General features: G+C 61.3%; 16 protein-coding genes and 1 tRNA gene. 1 reads left to right on the top strand and 16 read right to left on the bottom strand.

Translation table 11 applies throughout. The features are described 5' to 3' along the window. From clpX to Q0Z71_RS11895, 16 genes are all read right to left on the bottom strand, one after another. Positions 1 to 1,320, bottom strand: a complete 1,320-nt coding sequence (gene clpX / locus Q0Z71_RS11820; RefSeq protein ID WP_298022796.1) for an ATP-dependent Clp protease ATP-binding subunit ClpX — start codon at positions 1,318 to 1,320, stop codon at positions 1 to 3. 26 nt (positions 1,321 to 1,346) lie between these two features. Beyond that, positions 1,347 to 1,931 carry an ATP-dependent Clp endopeptidase proteolytic subunit ClpP gene (gene clpP, locus Q0Z71_RS11825; RefSeq protein ID WP_298022799.1) on the bottom strand — a complete coding sequence of 195 codons (585 nt, stop codon included), beginning with the start codon at positions 1,929 to 1,931 and terminating at the stop codon, positions 1,347 to 1,349. Between the two features lie 144 nt (positions 1,932 to 2,075). Then, positions 2,076 to 3,509 (bottom strand): trigger factor, encoded by a 1,434-nt coding sequence (gene tig, locus Q0Z71_RS11830; protein WP_298022802.1) that lies wholly within the window; start codon positions 3,507 to 3,509, stop codon positions 2,076 to 2,078. A gap of 90 nt (positions 3,510 to 3,599) precedes the next feature. Then, positions 3,600 to 4,286 carry a metallophosphoesterase gene (locus Q0Z71_RS11835; protein WP_298022805.1) on the bottom strand — a complete coding sequence of 229 codons (687 nt, stop codon included), beginning with the start codon at positions 4,284 to 4,286 and terminating at the stop codon, positions 3,600 to 3,602. 148 nt (positions 4,287 to 4,434) lie between these two features. Continuing rightward, positions 4,435 to 4,689 carry a hypothetical protein gene (locus Q0Z71_RS11840; protein WP_298022808.1) on the bottom strand — a complete coding sequence of 85 codons (255 nt, stop codon included), beginning with the start codon at positions 4,687 to 4,689 and terminating at the stop codon, positions 4,435 to 4,437. Between the two features lie 24 nt (positions 4,690 to 4,713). Then, positions 4,714 to 5,010: a hypothetical protein gene (locus tag Q0Z71_RS11845; RefSeq protein WP_298022811.1), complete on the bottom strand. Its 297-nt coding sequence runs from the start codon at positions 5,008 to 5,010 to the stop codon at positions 4,714 to 4,716. Positions 5,011 to 5,022: 12 nt separating this feature from the next. Continuing rightward, a complete protein-coding gene (gene thrC / locus Q0Z71_RS11850) occupies positions 5,023 to 6,510 on the bottom strand; it encodes a threonine synthase (RefSeq protein WP_298022814.1) in 1,488 nt (495 codons plus the stop codon). A gap of 29 nt (positions 6,511 to 6,539) precedes the next feature. After that, a complete protein-coding gene (locus Q0Z71_RS11855) occupies positions 6,540 to 6,899 on the bottom strand; it encodes a YraN family protein (RefSeq protein ID WP_298022816.1) in 360 nt (119 codons plus the stop codon). Further along, positions 6,896 to 7,516, bottom strand: a complete 621-nt coding sequence (locus tag Q0Z71_RS11860) for a ribonuclease HII (protein ID WP_298022819.1) — start codon at positions 7,514 to 7,516, stop codon at positions 6,896 to 6,898. Before Q0Z71_RS11860 ends, Q0Z71_RS11855 begins: the two co-directional genes overlap by 4 nt. Then, positions 7,517 to 8,044 carry a hypothetical protein gene (locus Q0Z71_RS11865; protein WP_298022822.1) on the bottom strand — a complete coding sequence of 176 codons (528 nt, stop codon included), beginning with the start codon at positions 8,042 to 8,044 and terminating at the stop codon, positions 7,517 to 7,519. 54 nt (positions 8,045 to 8,098) lie between these two features. Beyond that, a complete protein-coding gene (gene ylqF, locus Q0Z71_RS11870) occupies positions 8,099 to 8,971 on the bottom strand; it encodes a ribosome biogenesis GTPase YlqF (protein ID WP_298022825.1) in 873 nt (290 codons plus the stop codon). After that, positions 8,968 to 9,561 carry a signal peptidase I gene (gene lepB / locus Q0Z71_RS11875; RefSeq protein ID WP_298022828.1) on the bottom strand — a complete coding sequence of 198 codons (594 nt, stop codon included), beginning with the start codon at positions 9,559 to 9,561 and terminating at the stop codon, positions 8,968 to 8,970. The genes ylqF and lepB (Q0Z71_RS11875) overlap by 4 nt, the downstream gene beginning before the upstream one ends. Positions 9,562 to 9,578: 17 nt before the next feature. Next, on the bottom strand, positions 9,579 to 10,163 hold the full coding sequence (gene lepB / locus Q0Z71_RS11880) for a signal peptidase I (protein ID WP_298022831.1): 585 nt from the start codon (positions 10,161 to 10,163) through the stop codon (positions 9,579 to 9,581). Positions 10,164 to 10,355: 192 nt separating this feature from the next. Next, on the bottom strand, positions 10,356 to 10,697 hold the full coding sequence (rplS, locus tag Q0Z71_RS11885; protein ID WP_298022834.1) for a 50S ribosomal protein L19: 342 nt from the start codon (positions 10,695 to 10,697) through the stop codon (positions 10,356 to 10,358). A gap of 159 nt (positions 10,698 to 10,856) precedes the next feature. After that, a complete protein-coding gene (locus Q0Z71_RS11890) occupies positions 10,857 to 11,456 on the bottom strand; it encodes a site-2 protease family protein (protein ID WP_298022837.1) in 600 nt (199 codons plus the stop codon). Continuing rightward, a complete protein-coding gene (locus Q0Z71_RS11895; RefSeq protein ID WP_298022841.1) occupies positions 11,440 to 12,402 on the bottom strand; it encodes a M23 family metallopeptidase in 963 nt (320 codons plus the stop codon). Before Q0Z71_RS11895 ends, Q0Z71_RS11890 begins: the two co-directional genes overlap by 17 nt. Positions 12,403 to 12,549: 147 nt before the next feature. On the opposite strand from Q0Z71_RS11895, the gene Q0Z71_RS11900 reads away from it, so the two are divergent. Then, positions 12,550 to 12,625, top strand: a tRNA-Pro gene (locus Q0Z71_RS11900). Position 12,626 lies beyond the last annotated feature (1 nt).

Below are 12,626 nucleotides of genomic sequence, written 5' to 3' on the forward strand. Positions count from 1 at the left end.
TTAAGACGCCGATCTGGGGGCAGAGCCGCCGGACGCGGACTTATCCCCCTTGCCGGTGTTCAGTTTCACGGAATAGTTGATCTTGTTCGGGTCATGGGTCAGGACCGGCTGGCCCTTCCCCTCCACGCAGTCGCGGGTGATGACCGCCTTGACGATGGTGGGGTCCGAGGGAATGTCGTACATGATCTGAGTCAGCATCCCCTCCATGACGGCCCGCAGGCCCCGGGCGCCGATGTTCCGCTCAATGGCCTTGTCGGCGATGGCCTCCAATGCCTCCGGCTCGAATTCCAAGTCCACATCGTCGTATTCCATCAGCTTTTTATACTGCTTCACCAGGGCGTTCTTGGGCTCTTGCAGGATGCGCACCAGATCCTCCCGCCGCAGGGCGTTCAGGGGCGCGATGACCGGCAGGCGGCCCACCAGCTCGGGGATGATGCCGAATTTCAGGATGTCGTGGGGCTGGACCTCGTGCAGGATCTTGTTCATATCCTTGTCCTTCTTCCCCTGGACATTGGCGCCAAAGCCGATGCTCTTTTGGTCCAGACGCCGCTCGATGATCTTTTCCAGTCCGTCGAAAGCGCCGCCGCAGATGAACAGGATATTTTTGGTATTCATCTGGATAAATTCCTGATGGGGGTGCTTCCGTCCGCCCTGGGGCGGCACGTTGGCGACGGTCCCCTCCACGATCTTAAGCAGGGCCTGCTGCACACCCTCGCCGGACACATCCCGGGTGATGGAGGTGTTCTCGCTCTTCCGGGCGATCTTGTCGATCTCGTCCACATAGATGATGCCGTGTTCGGCCCGCTCCACGTCAAAATCCGCGGCCTGGAGCAGACGCAGGAGGATATTCTCCACATCGTCGCCCACATAGCCGGCCTCCGTCAGGGTGGTGGCGTCGGCAATGGCAAAGGGCACCTTCAAAATGCGGGCCAGCGTCTGGGCAAACAGCGTCTTGCCGGAGCCGGTGGGACCCAGCATGAGAATATTGCTCTTTTGCAGCTCCACGTCCTCGTCGCCGCCGAAAAAGATGCGCTTATAGTGGTTGTACACCGCCACGGACAGGGCCACCTTGGCCTCTTCCTGGCCGATGACGTACTGGTCCAGCACGTCTTTGATCTCCCGGGGCGTGGGAAGCTGATCGGGGATATCCTCCAGGGGATTGGAGCTGGTATCCTCGAATCCGTCGTTCAGGATGCTCATACACAGCTGGACGCACTCGTCGCAGATGCGTACGCCGGGGCCCTGGATCATGCGGTGGACCTGCTGCTCATGCTTGCCGCAGAAGGAGCACCGCAGAGACTTCTTGCCATCGTCACTCATGGTATTACCTCAGTTTCGTTTCTCGCTTATTTCTTTCCGGTGATGATCTTGTCGATCAGGCCGAATTCCTTGGCCTCCTCGGCGCTCATGAAATTGTCGCGCTCGCAGGCAGCCGTGACCTCTTCGATGGTCCTGCCGGTATTCTCCGCCATGATGCGGTTCATCCGCTTCTTGATGGTCTCCAGCCGCTTCAGGTGGATGGCCATGTCGGTGATCTGGCCCTGGGTGCCGGCGGAGGGCTGGTGGATCATGATCTCCGCGTTGGGCAGGGCGATGCGCTTGCCCTTGGCGCCGGCGGACAGCAGGAATGCGCCCATGCTGGCGGCCATGCCTACGCAGATGGTGGAGACGTCACACTTGACGTACTGCATGGTGTCGTAGATCGCCATGCCGTCGGTGACGGAACCGCCGGGGCTGTTGATATACAGCTGGATATCCTTATCGGGGTCCTGGGCCTCCAGATACAGCAGCTGCGCCACGACCAGACTGGCGGTGGTGGCGTTGACCTCTTCACCCAGGAAGATGATGCGGTCGTTCAGCAGACGGGAGAAGATGTCATAGGAACGTTCTCCGCGGTTGGTCTGCTCCACAACATAGGGGACTAAGCTCATGGTCGAAAACCTCCTCTTTTGTGCGCTCCCGCAATTGGAATACGCTGGGGCCCAATGGCCCTATAAACCATTCTCTCATGATACCACAGGCACCATGAGAGAATGTGTCGAATCTGTAAAATGTACGCGCAGAAAGATTCGCGCTTATTCGGCTTCCTTCTCGGCGGACTTCTCTTCGCCCTCAGCAGCCTCGGCCTTCTTCGCTGTCTTTTTCTTGGCGGCGGGCTTCTTGGCGGGCTTTTCCTCGCCCTCAGCAGCCTCCTCCGTCTTCTTGGCAACCTTTTTGGCGGTCTTCTTCTCGGGCTTGACGGCGGTGGCGCTGTCCACAACGACGGCCACGGCCTTCTGGCTCACGATCTGGTCCTTCACCTGATCGGCCTGCAAATACTTCTTGACCATCTCAAGGTCCATGTTGTACTGGTCGGCCAGCTTCTTGAACTCGGCCTCCACGTCCTCATCAGAGGCCTCGATGTTCTCGGCCTTGATGATGGCGGCCACAGCCAGGTCCATCCGCACCTGACGCAGGGCGGGCTCCTTGGCGTCCTCCAGCAGCTTGGCCTCGTCCATGCCGGTGATCTTCAGATACTGGTCATAGGGGATGCCCTGCTGGGAGATCTGCATCTTGAAGTTGTCCAGGAACTGGCGGCACTGGGCCTCCACCATGGCGTCGGGGATGTCGGCGGTGATGCCATCGGCCACCTTCTCCATCAGCGCGTCCTCAAAGGCACGGTCGGCGTCCTTCTGGCGCTCCTCGGCGATCTTCTTCTTCAGGTCGGCCTTCAATTCCTTCAGGGTGTCAAATTCGGACACATCCTTGGCGAACTCGTCGTCCAGGGCGGGAACTTCCTTCTCCTTCACCTCGTGGACCTTCACCTTGAAGACCACGGCCTTACCGGCCAGGTCGGCGTGATAGTCCTCGGGGAAGGTGATGTCGATGTCCTTCTCGTCACCGGCCTTCATGCCGACAACCTGCTCCTCAAAGCCGGGAACAAAGCTGTGGGACCCCAGCTCCAGGCTGTGGTTCTCGCCCTTGCCGCCGTCAAATGGCTTGCCGTCCAGGAAGCCCTCGAAGTCGATGACAGCGGTGTCGCCCTCCTTGGCCTCCCGCTCCACGCTCACCAGACGGGTGTTGCGGTCAGACAGCTGCTTCAGGCGCTCGTCCACGTCGGCGGCAGTGACCTTGACCTCATCCTTGGGAGCGGACAGGCCCTTGTACTCGCCCAGGGTGACCTCGGGATACACGGGGACCGTGGCCTTGAAGGTGAAGCCCTCCTTGGTGCACTCGCCCACCATCTCGACAGCGGGATAGCCCACGGCCTGGAGCTCCTGCTCCTTCACCGCGGCCTCATAGGCGTCAGGGAATGCAATATTAATGGCCTCCTCGAAAAACACCTCTGCGCCGTACATGCCCTCAATGATCTTGCGGGGGGCCTTGCCGGGACGGAAACCCGGCACGTTGATCTTCTTGCGCATCTTCTGATATGCTTTTTCGACGGCGGCCTCAAATTCCGCCGCGCCGACCTCGATGGTCAGAGCGACCTGGCTTTTTTCAACTTTTTCGCAGCTTTTGACACTCATTATGTTAACTCCTCCGTTCATCACCGGCTGGATGCCGGTGCAAATAGATATTTTACCAGAAAAATCTCGAAAATGCTAGCCTTTTTTCTATCAATCGCAAATTTTTTTTGGAACAAAGCCCAGATAGTCCGCGGATATCAGGGAAAAGTCTGTTTCCCCCCGTCTTCCCTCCATTCTGCGCTTGATAGTGGGGCCGTGGAGATGGCCGTAACAGCAGGCACGGACATGGTACTTCTCCAGCATTGCCAGGATCTCCGGGCACTCGTAGCCCTGGTACAGCGGCGGATAGTGGAGGAAGCACAGGATGGGCCGTCCCCCCGCCGCCTGCAGGGAGGTCTCCAGGCGCATGACCTCCCGGTTCAGCACCTTGGCGTTGTGGGGCTTTTGGTCCTCCTCCAGAAACCATCCCCGGGTGCCGCAGATGGCCCAGTCCCCGTAAAGGGCGCAGTTGTTGTGCAGGATGTCCAGCGTCCGGATGCCCTTCTCCTCAAAAAAGCGGTGGAGCTTGGCCGCCGTGACCCACCAGTAGTCATGATTGCCCTTGACCAGCAGCTTCCGGCCCGGGAAGCGGTCCAGGAAGCGAAAATCCGCCTCAGCCTCCGTGAGGTCGATGCCCCAGGAGGTATCCCCCGCCAGGACCAGGGTGTCTTTCTCGGTCAAAACGCCCAGGGCCTCCTCGATGCGGGCGTGATAGTTCTCCCACACGGGGCCGAACACCTCCATGGATTTGTTGGCTGTCAGGGAGAGGTGCAGATCCCCGATGGCATAGAGGGCCATTTGACCACTCCCTTCTCTTTTTTTCCAAAGCCGCCGTCCGTCCCACCGGCGGCGGCTGGGCGTGGAGGAATGCTCCTCCGGTGTCCGCCTGCAACAGTGCCGAAGCCTGCTCCGTCCGCAGCGCTATTCTCTCCGGCAGAAGGCCCATTCAGTCCACCCACTCAAACCGGGCGCCGCAGCTCCGGCAGCAGCCGGTCCCGCCCCGTTTCTGCCAGAGCCGGACCGATCCCTTTCCGCATGTCGGACAGCGCAGGCGGCGGTTCGCGGAACGGGACACCAGAAACAGCGCAGCTGCAAGGCCAAGCAAAAGGAGCACCGCCCTGGCCCACTTCCGTTTCAGCCGCTTCATGCCGCCGCTCCTTTCGTGGGAGTTCCGCCCGCCCTTTCCGTCACAGGAAGCCATGGAAATACATCCTGCGGCTTTTGCTCACTTTTTCATCTCGTCATCAAAGACATATTTTGTTCCGCAGTAGGGACAGGCCGGAGCCGCGCCCTTTTTCACCATCAGGGGCGCGCAGCTCCTGCCGCATCCCCGGCAGGTCAGGCACCGCAGCCGGATGAACCAGGCGGCCGCAAACATCGCGCCTGCCAAGCAGAGCAACATGATCCGGGGTGTTCCCTTCGCCATGATCCCAACGGGGACCAGCAGGATCGCCCAGATCGCCAGAAGGCATACCGCGCGGGCCCATTTCCGCTGATAGCGGATCTTCTTTTTCTCAGCCATGCCTTGCCCTCCTTATTTCAGGAAGTCCAGCACCATGTTGTCCATCTCCTGCTTCTCCGCCGTCAGGTCGAAGCGGCGGGCCTTGCCCTTCAGCGCCGCCAGACGGCGGGGCACCGCCACGCCGGACACGGCGTTCAGCTGGTCCAACAGTTTCACGCCATCGCCCGCCGGGGTCTCCCCGATGGCCGTCAGCACATGGTTGCAGAACTTGTAGGGAGAGGCGGTGGAGGCGAACACTGTCACCGTCCCGTCGCCGGTGGCCCTGCGGTACTGCTCCAGCACATTGGCCGCCACAGCGGTGTGGGTGTCGATGAGGTAGCCCTTGTTCTTGTAATAGTCCGCGATGGTGGCGGCGGTGCCGTCCTCGTCGCAGAAGCCGCCCCAGTACTGTTCCGCCAGCGCCGCCTTGATGGTGCCGGAGACCTCGTACCTCCCGTCCTTCGCCAGGGCGTCCATATAGCCCCGCACCTCCGCGTCGTTCTCACCGGAGAGGTCGAACAGCAGACGCTCCAGGTTGCTGGACACCAGGATATCCATGGAGGGACTCATGGTGGTGTGGAAGGGCCGGTTGCGGTCGTACACGCCGGTGCGGAGGAAGTCCGTCAGCACGTCGTTGCGGTTGGAGGCGCAGATCAGCCGCCCCACGGGCAGGCCCATGCGCTTTGCGTAATAGGCGGCCAGGATGTCGCCGAAGTTGCCGGTTGGGACGCAGAAGTTCACCTTCTCTCCCATGGCGATCCTGCCGTCCCGCAGGAGATCGCAGTAGGCGGAGATGTAATAGACCACCTGGGGCAGGATACGGCCCCAGTTGATGGAGTTGGCGGAGGACAGCACATAGCCCCGGTCCGCCAGCGTGGAACGGATGCGCTCGTCGGAGAAGATGCGCTTCACACCGGCCTGGGCGTCGTCAAAGTTGCCCACCACGGCGCACACGCCCACGTTCTCCCCCTCCTGGGTGACCATCTGGGCCTCCTGGACAGCGGACACGCCGTCCTTGGGATAGAACACCATGATCTTGGTCTGGGGCACGTCGGCAAAGCCCTCCATGGCGGCCTTGCCGGTGTCGCCGGAGGTAGCCACCAGAATGCACACCGTCTTGTCCTCCCCGGTCTTGCGGAGCGCGGCGGAGAGCAGTTGGGGCAGCATTTGCAGCGCCATGTCCTTAAAAGCGGAGGTCGGGCCGTGCCACAGCTCCAGGCAGTGGGTGGTTTCGTCCACCGTGCGGACGGGCGCCACGGCGTCCGTGTCGAACTTGTCGGGACCGTAGGCGTTCTCCGCGAAGGTCAGCAGCTCCTCCTGGGTATAATCCGTCAAATACAGGCCCATGACCCTGGCCGCCCGCTCCTGATACCGGGCGTTCACCAGGCTCTTCAAAAACGCCTCGTCGATCTGGGGGATCTCGCAGGGCGTCAGCAGTCCGCCGTCTCTGGAGAGGCCCATCTTCACCGCCTCCGCCGCGGAGAAGCGCAGTGATTTGTCCCGTGTGCTGTAATATTTCATGTTGATTTCCTCACTTTCAGGAAAATTCTCTATTCAAAGGCGTTTTCCAGGTATTCCACCCGGAGCTTCCCGTCTTTTTCCGCATAGACCTCCGCCACGTCGAACCGGGCGGGCGCGTCGATCTCGTAGGTGCTCAGGTACGCGGCGGCGGCAGATCGCAGCCGCTCCTGTTTCCGGCTGTCCACGAACTCCCGGGGCAGGGCGATGGAACCGGCGCTCCGGAGCTTGACCTCCACAAAGCAGATCGTTCCCCGCCTGTCCCGCGCCACCAGGTCCAGCTCTCCGAACCGGCAGCGCCACTGACTGGCCAGGAGCGTATAGCCCTTTTTTCGCAGGTACCTGGCGGTCTCCGCCTCGCCCCGGTCCCCCGCCGCTTTTCTGACGCTCATCGCCTGGCCTCCCACTTTTTCAGAAAGGTCCTCCGGTGCGCCGGACAGGGGCCGTAGCGGTCCAGCATCTCATAGTGCAGCTTCGTGCCATAGCCCTTGTGCCTGGCAAATTGGTACTGGGGGTATTGGGCGTCCAGCTGGCCGGACACATAGCGGTCCCGGCTGACCTTCGCCAGAATGGACGCCGCCGCGACAGAGGCGCTTTTTCCGTCCCCCTTGACAATGGTCACATGGGGCGCTGTGATGGCATACCTGCTGCCGTGGTCCCGGTTGCCGTCGATGAGGGCCAGGTCCGGCGGGACGGACAGACCGTCGATGGCCCGCTGCATCGCCAGCATCCGGGCGTTGAGGATGTCCATCTCGTCGATCTCCGCCGCCTCCACCCGGGCCACGCTCCATGCCTCCGCCTGGGCGGTGATGATGCCGTAGAGGGCCTCCCGCCTCTTCTCCGTCAGCTTTTTGGAGTCGTTGAGGCCGGGAATGTCCAATTCCCGGGGCAGGATGACGGCGGCGGCATATACCGGCCCCGCCAGCGGTCCGGCCCCCGCCTCGTCCACGCCGCAGACAGCGGCAAAGCCATGCGCCCACTGTTCCCGCTCATAGGTCCAAAGGTCCATTTATTCCACCTCAAATCCCACCGCCAAAACACTTCCCGTATTCCGCACATGGACGCAGTTGGGGATCACGATCCGGTAGCTGCCAGGCTCCAGCGGCGTGCGGTAATAGCCGCCGATGTCACAGTACCAGGTGAATTCCCCGCCGCCCCAGCGTACCACGCCAGACGGTGTGGAAGTGAGGGTACAGTCCTCCTCCCGGAAGCGCCACTGGGGCATCTCGACCTTGGAGCGCATAGTGTGCCAAGCCCCGCCGGTCTGCCGCTCCAGATACCATTGGAAATCGGGATGATCCGATAATATGACCACATCATCCGGCGCGTCGTTTCGGAAATACAGGGTGATGGTCTCCACATCTGTGGGGTAGACGGCCTGATCCGCGGTAAAGGTCATATACTCCCATTCATACAGGTCATTGACCGTCTCATAGGGCGATACGCCGCCCACAGGTCCGCGGAGCCAGAAATACAGGCCCATGGCGGCGCTGCACAGCAGGATAGCCAGCGCCAGCACGACGCTTTTCCGTTTCACGGCGCTCCCCCCTTCTATTTATGGCTGCCCGCCCGCGCCAGGCAGGAGGCCATCCTACTCCGGCAGCTCCAGTGTAAAGCGCCCCAGCTTGCCGCCCCGGAACTCGTCCAGCAGGATCTTCGCCATCCGCTCCGTGTCCACCTCGCCGCCGGAGACCAGGAAGCCCCGCTTCCGGCCCGCCGCCTCCAGCAGGCGGTAGCCGTAGGCCACGTCGTTCTCCGTCTCCTCCCGTTCCGGGAGGGCGGGCAGCTTATAGGCAGTGGTCACTGCGCCGGGATATTGCTCCCCCAGGTACGCCATCAGATGGCAGCCCAGGGTCTCCACGTCCAAAATCTCGTCCTTCACCGCGCCGGTAAACGCCAGGTTCAGTCCCACGCTCTGGTCCTCAAATTTGGGCCACAGGATGCCCGGTGTGTCCACCAGCTCCAGACCGCGGTCGATGGGCACCCACTGCTTGGAGCGGGTGACGCCGGGACGGTCCTCCGTCTTGGCGGTCTTGCGGCCCGCCACTTTGTTGATAAAGGTGGATTTCCCCACATTGGGGATGCCCAAAATCATCACCCGGATCACCCGGCCCGCCATGCCCCGTTCGGCATAGGACCGGAGCTTGTCCGCCAGCAGCTCCCGGACGGCCCCGGCGAATTTTGCCGTGCCCATGCCGCCCTTGGCGTCGGACTCCAGCACAGCATAGCCCTTTGCCCGGAAATGGGCCGCCCACCTCCTGGTGGCCTCGGGGTCCGCCTGGTCCACCCGGTTCAGCACCACCAGACGGGGCTTCCCCGCCGTCAGCTCGTCCACATCCGGGTTCCGGCTGGACAGAGGGATGCGGGCGTCCAGAATCTCGCACACCGCGTCCACATGCTTGATCTGTTCCGCGATCATGCGCCGGGTCTTGGTCATATGGCCGGGATACCATTGGATATTCATGCGATCACTCCGATCCGTTCAAAGCTCCGCTGGCCGGTCCACTCGTCCGGCCCCGGGAAGGCCAGGAACACCGCTTTTCCGATGACATAGCGGGTGTCCACCGTCCCCAGCCGGGAATCCCGGCTGTCGCTGCTGTGATTGCGGTTGTCGCCCATGACAAAGATGCTGCCCTCCGGCACGGTCAGGGGAAATTCCGTCCCCTCCTCCAGAAAGGTCAGTTCATTGATATAGTCCTCCTTCAAAAGCTTTCCATCCACATAGACGCTTCCGGTGGTAAAGTCGATGTCCACCGTCTGTCCCTCCGTGGCGATAACGCGTTTCACAATGGGCTCGTCATCGAATACACCGTCCTTCCGCAGAATCACGATGTCGCCGTATCCATAGTCATGGTACAGTATGGAGTTCAGCACCAGCAGACGGTCTCCGTCCTGGAGCGTGGGCACCATGGAGTGCCCATCCACGCCGATCAGCCGGATGACGAAGGTGAACAGCACCACCACCGCCAGCACGGAGCACACCAGCGCCTGGACCCACTCATAAAGGCCCTGCCCGCTGTCCTTCTGCTCCTTCTCCTGTTCCTTTTTCCGCATATCTGTCTCTCCTCAGGTCAATTCAAAGTGCCAATCCGGCGCCATTCCCGCCGCTCCAGTTCCGCTGTCTCCCCTGGAAACGCCAGCAGGACCGCGCGGCCCACGATGTGCCGGGTGTCCAACGGTCCCAGCTCCTCACAGCGGCTGTCCTTGCTGTGGTTGCGGTTGTCGCCCATGACGAACACACAGCCCTCCGGGACCGTGATGGGAAATCCCAGCCCCTCGTCCAGCCAGGTCGGCTCCCGGGTGTACGGCTCTTCCAGCTCCTCCCCGTCCACGAATACCGCGCCGGCGGCAAAGTCGATGTCCACCGTCTGCCCCTCTGTGGCGATGACGCGCTTCACGATCAGCTCGCCGTTTTCAAAATCGGGCTTCTGAAAGATCACGATATCGCCCCGGCGGTACTCCCCACAGAGATATCCGTTCAGCACCAGCAGCTTATCGCCGTCTTGCAGGGTCTCACGCATGGAGGGGCCGGAAACGCCCACCACCCGCACCGCGAAGGTGAATACCAGCACCACCGCCAGTACGGAACAGAGCACCGCCTGGACCCAGTCATACAGGCCCCGATCCGGCTGCTTTTCCTTTTTTTCAGGCTCCATGCTCATCCCTCCGCAGTCCATACGTTTCCATTACAATCTAAAGTAGTATAACAAAAAAATCCCGGGACCACAAGGGAATCCGGCAAATTTTCCAGGAGGAGCGTGCCACTTCTGTGACAATTGCGGCTTGCTTCCCTGCTCTCGATCCACAAAAACAAAAAAGAGAGGCTTCCGCCTCTCTCTTTGTCTCTCTTAGAGCTTCTCCTTGACCTTGGCACCCTTGCCGACGCGGCCGCGCAGATAGTACAGCTTGGCACGGCGGACAGCGCCGTTGCGAACGACCTCGATGGTGTCGATGGAGGGAGAATGCACAGGGAAAACCTTCTCCACGCCAACGCCGTAAGAAATGCGGCGGACGGTGATGGTCTCCTCGATGCCGCCGTGCTTCTTGGCAATGACGGTGCCCTCGAAGACCTGGATACGCTCACGAGAACCCTCCTTGACCTTCACGTGGACACGCACGGTGTCGCCGATCTGGACGTTGGTCACTTCGTTCTGCAGGGTTTCCTTGTTCAGTTCCTGAATGAGATCCATGGATTTTTCCTCCTAATATATAGGCGTTCATGCCGCTTTCAAGGCACATCGGCGCATATCCAGCGCGTGCACGACAGAGGACCACCCTTTGTAGCCCTGATAGGATACCATAAACCCCACGCAATTGCAAGCACTATTTTCAATTTTCCTGCCTGAATTTTACAAAACCGCCCCTTTTCCGCCGCATTCCCGTCCAGCTGCCGCCAACAGGCCCACTGCCGCCGGAAGCAGCCATAGACTGCCGCCGCTGCACCATATTATGCAGAGGACGCCAAATGCCAGCGCCGCCGCTGCCGCCGCGCCGATCCACCGCACAGCCCACTCCCCCGCCGCCGGACCGGCGGCCCAGGACACCAGCAGTCCCAGCGCTTTGCCGCCGTCCAGCGGCCGCACCGGAAGCAGATTGAATGCGCACAGCACCAGATTCGCACCCAGAAATATCGTCCACCGCTCCCCCAGCGGCGCCAAAAGAAGCGCACACAGCAGATTTGCGGCCGGTCCCGCCAGCACCGCCGCCAGCTCCCCGCCATAGGAGAGATGGGTGCTGTCGGTTTCCAGAACAGCGCCAAACACGCTTAATCGAAGCCTCTTGATCTCCGCTCCCAGGCTTTTCAGCACCAGGCAGTGTCCCAGCTCATGGACGGCGGCGGCGCCCAGCACCACCGCCAGCAGCTCCCAGCCGTTGACAAGGGCAAACCAGGTGACCAGAAGGCAGAAGCCCGTGGAGAGCTGGACCGGCCATTCAGACCGTGGAGACATAGTAGATGGGATTCAGATACGTGCTGTCCCGGTGCAGCTCAAAATGCAGATGGGGTCCGGTGGCCATGCCGGTCTCTCCCACCTCCGCGATCTTCTGCCCCTCCTTTACCGCCGTGCCGGAGGAGGCCGTCACCCGGCTGCAATGGGCGTACAGGGTGGAGTATCCGCCTGTGTGCGTTACGATGCAGTATTTTCCATAGCTGCTGCTCTCCCCCACTGCCGTCACTGTGCCGTCGGCAAAGCAGTTGACCGCGGTTCCGGTGTCCGCCGCCAGGTCCACGCCGTAGTGGAACCGTTCCTCTCCCTCCACCGGGTGCTCCCGGTAGCCGAAGTTGGAGGTCAGTGTCCCGCATACCGGCGTGCAGTAGTCGAAGCCCAAAATCGCCTGCTCCAAACTCACATCCTCCGGCAGGTTATTGTCCGAGTACAGGACATAGGCCAGCGTCGATACCTCCGTCTGCTCCTCCGCCGGCGGCTCCTGGGACTGCTGCTCCGCCGCTGCCCGGTATTCCCGCAGGTCCTCCAGCGCTGCCAATTCATCCAGCGGCAGTCCTTCCAGCGCCGCCGTCTCCAGGGCCTCCCCTTTTTCGGGATGGAATACCGCCTGATAGACATCCTCTATCGCACCGCCAGCGTCCTTTTCCCCTGTAACGGCCCGCCCCACCGCTGAGAACACGGCCTGTACGTCCATATTCTGGCGCAGCGCGCCGGAGATCTTCTCGTTGATCTGCGTCATCTTTGCGGGCAACAGCAGCTTGGCCGCCACCAGCAAAACAAAGATGCCGCTGCACGCGACCAATTGCAGAAGCCGTCTGCGCTCCTGGGGGCGCAGAGCCTCATCCCGCCGCTGCCGGACCGCCTGTCTGGCTCCGCCCCGTTTGCCGCCGAATTTTCGGTGCTGTGCCGCGATGGTGGAAATTCTGCGCCCCGCCTGCCGTGAAGTCATGGCCCTCTCCTCCCAATTCAAACTTCTTTTGCAGTGTATGAGGGCTTTTCCTGTAATATAACCTTGACATCCGGCGAGAAATTCCGTATAATAATTGTCGCTGACTTGGCAAGTAAAAATCTTCCTGATGTCTGCCGGTCAAACTATCCGGGTGTAGCGCAGTTGGTAGCGCGCTTGGTTCGGGACCAAGAGGCCGTGGGTTCAAATCCCGCCACTCGGACCAA

The sequence above is a fragment of the uncultured Dysosmobacter sp. genome (assembly GCF_947631635.1).
In the GTDB taxonomy this organism is placed as follows: domain Bacteria; phylum Bacillota; class Clostridia; order Oscillospirales; family Oscillospiraceae; genus Oscillibacter.

Coding starts and splice junctions, on each gene's coding strand:
- thrC (WP_298022814.1), bottom strand. CDS start 6,510: ATGAAATATTACAGCACACGGGACAAATCACTGCGCTTCTCCGCGGCG.
- Q0Z71_RS11845 (WP_298022811.1), bottom strand. CDS start 5,010: ATGGCTGAGAAAAAGAAGATCCGCTATCAGCGGAAATGGGCCCGCGCG.
- Q0Z71_RS11895 (WP_298022841.1), bottom strand. CDS start 12,402: ATGACTTCACGGCAGGCGGGGCGCAGAATTTCCACCATCGCGGCACAG.
- rplS (WP_298022834.1), bottom strand. CDS start 10,697: ATGGATCTCATTCAGGAACTGAACAAGGAAACCCTGCAGAACGAAGTG.
- clpX (WP_298022796.1), bottom strand. CDS start 1,320: ATGAGTGACGATGGCAAGAAGTCTCTGCGGTGCTCCTTCTGCGGCAAG.
- Q0Z71_RS11890 (WP_298022837.1), bottom strand. CDS start 11,456: ATGTCTCCACGGTCTGAATGGCCGGTCCAGCTCTCCACGGGCTTCTGC.
- Q0Z71_RS11855 (WP_298022816.1), bottom strand. CDS start 6,899: ATGAGCGTCAGAAAAGCGGCGGGGGACCGGGGCGAGGCGGAGACCGCC.
- lepB (WP_298022828.1), bottom strand. CDS start 9,561: ATGCGGAAAAAGGAACAGGAGAAGGAGCAGAAGGACAGCGGGCAGGGC.
- Q0Z71_RS11860 (WP_298022819.1), bottom strand. CDS start 7,516: ATGGACCTTTGGACCTATGAGCGGGAACAGTGGGCGCATGGCTTTGCC.
- tig (WP_298022802.1), bottom strand. CDS start 3,509: ATGAGTGTCAAAAGCTGCGAAAAAGTTGAAAAAAGCCAGGTCGCTCTG.
- clpP (WP_298022799.1), bottom strand. CDS start 1,931: ATGAGCTTAGTCCCCTATGTTGTGGAGCAGACCAACCGCGGAGAACGT.
- lepB (WP_298022831.1), bottom strand. CDS start 10,163: ATGGAGCCTGAAAAAAAGGAAAAGCAGCCGGATCGGGGCCTGTATGAC.
- Q0Z71_RS11840 (WP_298022808.1), bottom strand. CDS start 4,689: ATGGCTTCCTGTGACGGAAAGGGCGGGCGGAACTCCCACGAAAGGAGC.
- Q0Z71_RS11835 (WP_298022805.1), bottom strand. CDS start 4,286: ATGGCCCTCTATGCCATCGGGGATCTGCACCTCTCCCTGACAGCCAAC.
- ylqF (WP_298022825.1), bottom strand. CDS start 8,971: ATGAATATCCAATGGTATCCCGGCCATATGACCAAGACCCGGCGCATG.